We start from the raw sequence: 9,166 nt of genomic DNA on the forward strand, positions 1-9,166 counted from the left end.
GAACCCCGCCCACCCGACGCGACAGTCGGGCCCGACGAATGACCCGCCGCTGAAAACGAAGAGGCGGTTGGGGCGCTCCGCGACCCAACCGCCCCGGTGAAAGATCGAGGCTAATGCGTTCGATGCGCCCACGAAGCTCTTGTTCCGCCACCATCCGCCGTTTATACCACTAATGTTCCACCTGGGCTCTGGCGACGATGGACGTGGCCGGCCCGTACGGGTCGCAGCGCTGGTCGTGTTTGCTGTGGCCGGGTCAAGGGACGGGCACGAGGCCGCCCGTCCATACGCAGGTCGCATCACCGCGTGACGATCACGCCGGGGCCGACGGGGTGCGAGTGTTCTTCAGTTCATGGTGGTACTGGGGCGGAACTTACAGGAGGTGTGGTTCCTTCACTCTTCTCGGTTCGGATCTCTTCGGAGTCCCGGGCGTCCTCGGCCTCGACGGCGTGTGCTTCGGCCAGGACCCGGTCGATGCTGACGGCGGGGATCACGACTGCACCGGCGGTGTCGGCGTAGATGTAGTCGCCGGGGGTGATCGTGACGCCGGCGATCTCGACGGCGGCGCCTGCCGCGTAGGGCATCACGGTGTCCCCACCCCACCGGGTCGCCTCGCCGCGGCACCAGGTGGAGAACCGGTAGTCGCGCAGTTGGGTGAAGTCGCGGAGTCGCCCGTCGGCGAGGACTCCCGCGATCTGCTGGTGGTCGCCGCGGGAGAGCTTGGTGCCGCCTCCGAGGGATGCGTCGGGGTAGCCGCCGCTGGAGAGCACCAGCACTCGTCCCTGCGGCTGTGCGCCGACGGCCTGGTAGAACAGCTCGGCGAATCCGGTCTCGGTCTGGGGTAGGTCGTCGCGGTACGGCATGTAGGCGAGGGTGGAGGCCGGCCCGAACAGTGGTCGAGCCGGGTCGGGGCTGCTCAGCGCGAGGATGTGCGCCCGGTGGCCGTGGACCCTGCCCATCGCGTCCACCAGTGCCGCGCACCCCAGCTCGGCGGCCTGGGTGGCGCGGTCGCGCGTGTCGCCGGCGGCGCCGTCGCTCGTGTCGTCGTTGCTCATCGGTCTCGGCCTTCCGTGGTGGCGGGTGGGTGGTGGGTTGCTCGGCGTCGTCGCGCCGGCCGGCCATGGGGGCAGGTAACGCCCGTGTGGGTCTACTGTCCGGAGTCGGCCGGCGGGTCGGCGAAGACTCCTTCGAGCATGCCGGTGGCCTGGCCGATCTCGATCAGGTAGCCGTCGGGGTCGCGCAGGTAGCAGCGGAGCTCGGCCTTTCGGTCCAGGGGCTCGGTGAGGAACTCGGCGCCCTTGGCGGTGGCCTGGGCGTAGAAGGCCCCGATGTCGGCGACGCGGACGTTGAGGAAGCTGGACACGGTGTCGCCGGGCTGCGGGGCGGCTGGGGCGGCCAGGCTGATGTCCGGCTTGTCCGGGGTGGGTCCGCCGCCGGGGTTCATGATGATCCAGCTGTTGGCGATCTTCACGATCCCCGGGTTCTCGTCCAGCACCACCTCGCCGCCGAAGATGTCGGCGTAGAAGTCCCGGGAGGTGGCGACGTCGCGGACGGTGAGGAAGTGGGTGAGGATCAGCCCCTCGACGGGGGCGGGCAGGTTGTCGTAGGTCGCTGGGGTGGCCATCAGCATGCTCCTTTGCTCGGTGTCGTTGGACCTTTGGTCGTGCCGGGACTCCCATATCGAGCGGATGGGTCAGTGTTGCCGCTGCCGGTCCTGCCACCGGGCGGGGTCGTCATCGAGACTCGCCCGGTCCCAGTTGGCGCGCTCGGCGGCGGCCTCGTAGGTGCTGTGCAGGAACTCCAGCAGCGCCCGGTCGGGGTCCTCGGCGGTGCGCACCGCTTCGTAGGGCAGCAGGAACTGGCCGTTCGCGGTGCTGTAGTAGGCCGCCTCGGGCCCGACCCGGTACTCGGCGAACCCGTCGGGTTCGGGGTAGGCGTAGGCGTAGAAGGCGCCCTCCTCTCCTCCACCGGGCCAGAAGCCGCAGCTGCTCAGCTCACGTGAGTAGCCCTCCACCATCACCCAGTCCCCGCAGTTGGGGGCTCCGCCGGGATGCTCGGGCGCCGGCCGCCCGGAGAACCGGGTGCAGGCCAGGTCCATCGCGCCCCAGAAGAAGTGCACGGGGCTGACCTTCCCGACGAAATGGGATCGGAACTCGCCGAACACCCGGTGGGCCTGGACCAACTGACCCCAGAACAGGCGCGCGGCCTCGGGGTCGTAGGAGGTGTGCTCGGTGTCCTCGGCGAACGGGATCGCCGGGTCGACCTCGTTGGGACGGTCCTGGATCTCGACCTGGATGCCCAGCCGGCTCAGCGCCGCCAGAGTCTCCCGGTGGAACTGGGCCACCGGCTTCGGCTCGAGCCGGACGGTCTCGGCGCCTCCGTCGCTCCTGCGGACGGCCAGCCGGTGGCCGACGAAGTCGAACTCGATCTCGAAGAGGCCGTTGCCGTCGGGGATGCTGCCGGTGGTCAGGCCCCGCGGGGTGACGTACAGGGTGACCTGCCACCAATGGTTGACCAGCGGTGCTCGCGACAGCCGGATCTTGCCGACGATCTGGGTCCACATGTGCAGGGTGTCGCGGGTCTCGGTCCAGTCGTCGACCCGCAGCCGGGGCCACCCCCGTCCGGTCGCGGTGAGTTCCCTCGTCATGCTCGCACCTCCTGGTCGGCGGTTCGTCTCAGTGGTGATGCTGCTGCGCAGGGCGGACGCTTCGCGTCGGTGAACGTCCCTGATGCCGACAGACCGGGGGTGGTTTAGGTAGGTGGGACCGATCGGATGGTCAGCCGGCTTGCGGGGACCCGTTGCCCGGCGGCGACGGCGACCCGGGGTCCTCGACCATGCCTGCCGCGTGTCGACGGCCTTCAGGTGAGCCGCAGGTCCTTCAGCTGTCGACGCGAGGTGATGTCGAGCTTGCGGAAGATGCTGCGCAGGTGGGCCTCGACCGTGCGGGGACTGAGGAACAGCCGCGCGGCCACTTCGCGTGAGGTCGCCCCGGTGACCACCAGCCGCGCGATCTGCAGCTCATGCGGAGTGAGGGCGTCGGTGGGCTGGGCGGTGCGTTTGCGCGGGTGCCCGCCGGTGGCGCGCAGCTCACGGGCGGCGCGGGCGGCGAACGCCTCCGCCCCCATGTTCACCAGGAGCTCATGCGCGATGCGGAGCTGCTCGCGGGCGTCCTGGCGCCGGCGTTCCCGGCGCAGCCACTCGCCGTAGACGAGGTGGGTGCGGGCGAGATGGCCGACCATCGTGCTTGCGCCGAGTTGTCCGACCCCCTCGAGATAGTGCTCCTCGGCGGCGGGACCCGCCGTGATCAGGGCTCGCGAGCGGGCCGCGAGGCCCTCCGAGCGGCGCCGGAAGCCGTCCTCGACGCGGCGCGGCACGCTCAGGGCGTCCGGCAGCTCGAAGCCGCCGGCCAGACGCATGGGCGGAGCGCTCCGAGGCAGTTCCAACAGCGCGAGCGGGTTGCCGCGCGCCTCGGCGACGACCCGGTCGCGCACACCGTCATCGAGCGGTGCCGGGACCGCGGCGGCCAGCAGCGCCCGCGCAGCGCTCTCAGTCAGCCCGCTCAGCCGGAGCTCGGGCAATCCGGCGAACGAGCGGGATCCGGCGCAGCACCGGCCTCCTGCCCGAACGCCACCCGCAGGGCGGTCTGCTGGGGCCCGGGCAATGCGTCCAGCCGTTCCAGGAGTGGCGTGCTCAACTGGTGGAGGGCTCCGAACACCACCTGTTCCTCTCCAGCCCGGCGCACGAGGACTGCGTCATCGTCGCCGACACGCACAAACTCGGCCAGGCCCGGCCCAGTGCTGAGCGGACCCACCGGGCACGACATCAGGGATTTCCACCGACGCGAGGGCGCCCGGTCATGCCCGAGCCTGATGCTAGCGCGGCGAGACCGGCGCCGACCGGCCCGCCAAGCCTCCCCGGTCGGCCGCAGGGACCGGATGACGACACCCGTCGCCTAGAAGGGACGACCGCCATGCTCGAGATCGCCCGCAGCGAGCTGATCCAGATCTTCCGGACCCGGCTGGCTCTTCCTCAAGCGCTGCGCTCCACCGCCGCGGGGGACGCCGCACCCGAGCTCATCGGCAGCATCACCAACGACCGCGGAGCCGGGCCAAGCGCCGCCGACGACGACCTGTGCGTGGTCCCTGCCATGAGCGGCCACGTCGGCGGTGTCATCGCCTTGCGCTGATTCACAACAACACGTCAACCAGGAAGGAACGCATCATGGGATTCATCAACGTCGGAGAAGAGAACAGCACCCCGATCGAGATCTACCACGAGGAGCAGGGAACGGGTCAGCCCGTCGTCCTCATCCACGGCTACCCCCAGAACGGCCACAGATGGGAGCGCTTCCGCACGCTTCTCCCCGACGCCGAGTACGTCGAGATCGTAGGAGCACCGCACGGACTGCTCTGGACGCACGCCGACGAGGTCAACAGCGTCCTGCACGCCTTCCTGGCGGACCGATGACCAGACAGATACACGTCACTCAACGGGTCGAGGCAGGGGGAGTGGCCCTCATCGCCCTCGTCGCGGCCGTCATGCTGTATCCCGGATGGTGGTGGGTGATCTTTGCGGCGTTCCTCGCGTTCGACCTCTCGATGCTGGGATACGTGCGATCGACCGCCGCCGGCGCCGCGACCTACAACGCGGTCCACAACTACGCGTTCCCGGCCTTGGCGGGGCTGGTCGCGCTCGCCGCCGAGCCGGTGTCCTCGGGTACCTCGACGGCGGCCGGACTGCTCGCCTGCGCGTGGGCCTTCCACGTCGGCGTCGACCGCGCCTTGGGGTACGGACTGAAGCTGCCGGACTCGTTCAGGCACACCCATCTCGGAGAGATCGGCAAGAACCCGCCGCACAGCTCACCGGGACGGTAGTCGGCACCGGCCTGCCCGGGGCACCTGAAGCCCGTGAACGGAAAGGCATGGCACTGACCGGGGCGTGTCCCCCCCGGCCCGCGACCGGGATCGTACGCTGGTGGCGTCAGGCTCGGTTACTACTTCCGGCCGCCGACGCGGAGCGGACCGAGCGCGTGATCCCGGACGGCACGTTCGTGCCGGTGGAGCCGGACGTCTTCGATGACGACGAGCCCTGGAGCCGCGGGTCAGCCGTAGCGGCTGAGGTCGTGGAAGAAGCCCGGGACGGTGTGGAGGGTGCCGGAGGCGGTGACCTCGTTGTAGACGTAGCGGGCGACGGCCAGGTCCAGGACGCCCAGGCCGAAGGGGGAGAAGACGACCGGCTTGTCGGCGGGCGGGGTGGTCTTGCCGGTGAGGACGTCGTACAGGGTGCCGTCGACGAAGTCGCGGTTGCCGACCTGCTGCTCGGCCAGGTGGGGGGACGTGTTGGCCTTCATGCAGTGCTCGACGTCGTCCACGATGTTGCAGGACGAGAGGATGATCTCGGGGGACAGGTCGCGCAGCGAGATGTGCAGCACGAGCGGGTTGTGCGTGAACCAGGCCGGGTCGGTGACGTGGGGCTCCCCGGCGACCGTCGCGAAGACGACCAGGTCGGACGAGCGGATCAGGGACTCGGCCGACTCGTGGATCGTGATCTCGCCCTTCTCCGAGCGTTCCAGGTAGCCCTTGAAGCCTTCGGCGTGCTCCGGCGACAGGTCGTGGATGCCCAGGGAGTCGAACGTGAAGCCGTTGCCCGCCAGGTAGGTGTGGATGTAGCGGGCGATGATGCCGACGCCGATGAAGCCGACGCGGCGGGGGCGGTCGCCGCGCTTGTCGGCGAGGGTGGCGGCGGCGAGGGCGGCGGACGCGGCGGTGCGGGCGGCGCTGATGATGGAGCTTTCCAGGCACGCGAACGGGTAGCCGGTCTCGGCGTCGTTGAGGATGAGGACGGCGGACGCGCGGGGGATGCCGTTCGCGACGTTGCCGGGGAAGCTGGAGATCCACTTGATGCCGTGGACGCCGACGTCGCCCTTGACGGAGGCCGGCAGGGCGATGATCCGGTCGGACGGGCGGTCGGGGAAGCGCAGGAAGTAGGAGTCGGGATTGATGGTCTGCCCCTCGCCGTGCAGCCGGTAGGCGGCCTCGACCATCCGGGTGACCTGCTCCTCCCGCCCGGTGACCGCGTCGTGGATCTGGGCGCCGGAGATCACGGCGAATGAGGGGGCCTGCGTCATCGAAACCGCTCCGTGTTCGTCTGTCCGTGTCCGTCTGGGTGATCAGGCGTCGAGGATATCCGGCAGTTCTTCGCCGAAGTGCTCGCGGAGCCAGCCGTCCTCGTAGATGGAGTCCAGGTAGCGCTCGCCGAAATCGGGGGCGATGGCCACCGCGACCGGGTCCTCGCCGGGGTACTTGGCCTCCAGCCAGCGGGACGCGCCGGACACGACGGTGCCGGTGGAGCCGCCGAACAGGAACCCGCGCGACGACAGCGCGCGGACGGTCCGGATCGTGTCGGGCTCGGGGACGTGGATCACGTCGTCGATGAGCGACTCGTCCACCAGGGAGGGCTTGCTGCTGGTGCCGAGGCCGGGCACCATGCGGCGTTCGGGGATGCCGCCGAAGGTGACGGACCCGACGGCGTCGACGGCGACGATCGTGACGGGGCGGTTCCGCTCGCGGAAGTAGCGGGCGCAGCCCATCAGGGTCCCGGTCGTGCCCGCGCCGACGAAGAGAACCTCCAGGTCGGGGAACTGCCGGTCGATGGATGGAGCGGTCCCGCGGTAGTGGGCCAGCCAGTTGTTGCGGTTGGCGTACTGGTTGAGCCACACGTACTCGCGGCCGGACTCGCACAGTTCGCGGACGTAGGCGATCCGGCCGCCGAGGTAGCCGCCGTTGTCGTCCCGGTCGGACACGACCCGGACCTCGGCGCCGAGCGCCCGCATGACCCGCATGGACGCGGGGTTGCAGCGCGGGTCGGTGACGCACACGAACTTCAGTCCCCGGCTCGCCGCGATGAGGCTGAGCGCGATGCCGAGGTTGCCGGACGAGGACTCGACGATGATCGAGTTCTCGGTGAGCGCGCCCTCGGCCTCGGCCGCCTCCACCATCGCGGCGGCGGCCTTCAATTTGACCGAACCCGCGAAATTGAATCCTTCGCATTTGAGATACAGTGGACGATCGATGACGTGCCGCAGATCGACGTAAAGGTCGTCGACATTGAATTCCTGCGGCGAGGTGATTATCGGCACACTGTCACCTTCAAATGAAGAAACAATTCCCTCATCTTCCCCGAGCTTCGCCGCGGGCTCGCGCCTGTCCATGGCGAAGCATCACGGTACCGGCGTGCATCTTCTCCACGCAACCCCCCACTTACCGACGGGTAGCGATGAATGCGAGATGCTTCCGGCATACCACGGATAAGCTATGGCCCCCGCTTGTTTTTTGATGACGGTGGAGAAGTTCTACATCACGGAGAGTAATGATGAATGCTCGCGGACCCGCCGTGGACCGGCTGCTCCCCCTGGCCGGGCTGCCCGCCCTCGACGTGTCCGCGGCGCAGGCGAGGCGGGCCCGGGAGCTGACCGTCCGGCACGGCATGGTCCGCGAGGAGAGCGTGGATCTCGCCGACTCCGTGATCGCTCGGGTGGAGCGGTTCGCGGCCGAGCGGGACCGGCCCGCCGTCACCGACGGGGCGCGCGTGCTCTCCTACGCCGAGCTGGCCGGGGAGGCGCGCCGGCTGGCGGCGCTGCTGGAGGGCGAGGGCGTCGCGCCGGGCACGGTCGTCGGCGTCGGGGGGCCGCGCAGCGCGACCGTCATCGCCGCGTTCCTCGCGATCGAGCTGATCGGAGCGCTGTACGTGCCCGCCGACGAGACGTGGCCCGCCGGGCGCGTCCGCGACGTCCTCGACCAGGCGGGGGCCTCCGTGCTGGTCATGGCGGACGACGCGGGCGCGCTGGCGGAGGGCGCGGCGGCCGCCGGCTGCCGGGTGGTGCGGGCCGCCGCGGCGGACGGCCTTGGACCGTGGGCGGGCGAACCCCGCCTGGACACTCTCGACCAGCCCCGGTACGTGCTGTTCACCTCGGGTTCGACGGGCCGCCCCAAGGGCGCGGTCGTCGAGCACCAGGGCATGGTCAACCACCTCTGGGCCAAGATCCTCGACATGGGGCTGACCGGCGCGGACGTCGTGGCGTTCACGGCCCCGCTCGGTTTCGACATCTCGATCTGGCAGATGCTGTGCCCGCTGCTGCTCGGCGGCAGGGTGGACGTCATCGGCGACGAGGTCGGGCACGATCCGGTCGCGTTCGCGCAGGCCGTGGACGAGCAGGGCATCACGATCGTCGAACTCGTCCCGACCATGGTCAGGCATCTCCTGGACGACCTTGTCCCAGGGAGCCTGCGGGGTCTGCGCTGGATGATCGCGACGGGCGAGGAGCTGCCCGCCGAGCTGTCGCGGCGCTGGCTGGACGCGATGCCGCACGCCCGCCTCCTCAACGCCTACGGCCCGACCGAGTGCTCCGACGACGTCACCCACCACACCGTGACGGCGGGCGACCTGGACCTTCTCCGCCTGCCGATCGGTACCCCGGTCGTCAACACGCGCCTGTACGTGCTGCGGGAGGAGGACGACGGCACCTGGACCGCCTGCGACGCCGGCGAGACCGGTGAGCTGTTCGTCGGCGGAGTGGTCGTCGGGCGCGGCTACCTGGGCAACGACGAGCGGACCCGCGAGGCGTTCTACCGCGACCCGTTCGGCGACTCCCCGACGGGCCGCCTCTACCGGACGGGCGACGCGGTGCGGCTGCTGCCGGCGGGCGCGGGCGGCGAGGACCGTCCCACCCTGCAGTACCTGGGGCGCGTCGACCGGCAGGTCAAGATCGCCGGGGTGCGGATGGAGCTGGGCGAGATCGAGGCGGTGCTGCAGCGGCACCCGTCGGTGGGAGCCGCCGCGGTCGTCGTGCACGAGTATCCGACCGGCTGAATGTCACGCACCGTAATCGGCTTGGGTCGAATGTGTTGTGAACCTTTGTCAACCGGCGAGCGTCACCGGGCATGAACGGCGGGTCGCCCGCAGGCGACTTTGTCACTCCTGTTAGCAATGGGTCTGGTCAAGTTCTGCTTTTGAGGGGATTGCGAGGCATGTGACAGGCTGGTTGACTGTGGCTCCGCTACTCCTGAGTAGTACATGGGTCCAGGGCGGTCCGGGACGAGGGCGGAACGTGGCGGCGCTCTGTATTGACCGGACCACAGGGCGTTGGCTCCCGGGTGGACGCGGGGCGAT

9 protein-coding genes and 1 pseudogene are annotated in these 9,166 nt (G+C 69.9%); 4 read left to right on the plus strand and 6 right to left on the minus strand.

Going from position 1 to position 9,166, the window contains the following annotated elements:
- Positions 1–347: 347 nt before the first annotated feature.
- The 4 genes from E1285_RS14475 to E1285_RS14490 all read right to left on the minus strand — a co-directional run bounded on the left by E1285_RS14475 (position 348) and on the right by E1285_RS14490 (position 3,576).
- Complete coding sequence (locus E1285_RS14475; protein WP_132152146.1) at positions 348–1,052, minus strand: RraA family protein; 705 nt, start codon at positions 1,050–1,052, stop codon at positions 348–350.
- A 92-nt stretch (positions 1,053–1,144) separates the two neighbouring features.
- Entirely contained in the window at positions 1,145–1,621 is a 477-nt protein-coding gene (locus tag E1285_RS14480; protein ID WP_132152148.1) for a VOC family protein, read from the minus strand.
- A 69-nt stretch (positions 1,622–1,690) separates the two neighbouring features.
- The gene (locus E1285_RS14485; protein WP_132152150.1) at positions 1,691–2,644 is read right to left on the minus strand and encodes a DUF5996 family protein; all 954 of its coding nucleotides are present in this window, start codon (positions 2,642–2,644) and stop codon (positions 1,691–1,693) included.
- Positions 2,645–2,856: 212 nt separating this feature from the next.
- Positions 2,857–3,576: a helix-turn-helix transcriptional regulator gene (locus E1285_RS14490; RefSeq protein ID WP_243722782.1), complete on the minus strand. Its 720-nt coding sequence runs from the start codon at positions 3,574–3,576 to the stop codon at positions 2,857–2,859.
- Between the two features lie 392 nt (positions 3,577–3,968).
- Between E1285_RS14490 and E1285_RS14495 the strand changes: the two genes are divergently transcribed.
- The 3 genes and pseudogenes from E1285_RS14495 to E1285_RS14505 all read left to right on the plus strand — a co-directional run bounded on the left by E1285_RS14495 (position 3,969) and on the right by E1285_RS14505 (position 4,872).
- Positions 3,969–4,184 (plus strand): hypothetical protein, encoded by a 216-nt coding sequence (locus tag E1285_RS14495; RefSeq protein ID WP_132152152.1) that lies wholly within the window; start codon positions 3,969–3,971, stop codon positions 4,182–4,184.
- A 35-nt stretch (positions 4,185–4,219) separates the two neighbouring features.
- A pseudogene (locus E1285_RS14500) lies at positions 4,220–4,342 on the plus strand (alpha/beta hydrolase); the annotation flags it as partial.
- A gap of 119 nt (positions 4,343–4,461) precedes the next feature.
- On the plus strand, positions 4,462–4,872 hold the full coding sequence (locus E1285_RS14505; RefSeq protein ID WP_132152154.1) for a DUF4260 domain-containing protein: 411 nt from the start codon (positions 4,462–4,464) through the stop codon (positions 4,870–4,872).
- 227 nt (positions 4,873–5,099) lie between these two features.
- Here the strand turns inward: E1285_RS14505 and sbnB are convergent, their stop codons facing one another.
- Both sbnB and sbnA read right to left on the minus strand, forming a co-directional pair.
- Positions 5,100–6,125 (minus strand): 2,3-diaminopropionate biosynthesis protein SbnB, encoded by a 1,026-nt coding sequence (gene sbnB, locus E1285_RS14510; protein WP_132152156.1) that lies wholly within the window; start codon positions 6,123–6,125, stop codon positions 5,100–5,102.
- Positions 6,126–6,167: 42 nt separating this feature from the next.
- Positions 6,168–7,136: a 2,3-diaminopropionate biosynthesis protein SbnA gene (gene sbnA / locus E1285_RS14515; protein ID WP_132152158.1), complete on the minus strand. Its 969-nt coding sequence runs from the start codon at positions 7,134–7,136 to the stop codon at positions 6,168–6,170.
- 233 nt (positions 7,137–7,369) lie between these two features.
- Here sbnA and E1285_RS14520 point away from each other — a divergent pair, with 233 nt between their 5' ends.
- The gene (locus E1285_RS14520) at positions 7,370–8,866 is read left to right on the plus strand and encodes an amino acid adenylation domain-containing protein (RefSeq protein WP_132152160.1); all 1,497 of its coding nucleotides are present in this window, start codon (positions 7,370–7,372) and stop codon (positions 8,864–8,866) included.
- Positions 8,867–9,166: the final 300 nt, after the last annotated feature.

Origin of the sequence: Actinomadura sp. 7K507 (assembly GCF_004348425.1) — a bacterium.
Classification (GTDB): Bacteria; Actinomycetota; Actinomycetes; order Streptosporangiales; family Streptosporangiaceae; genus Spirillospora.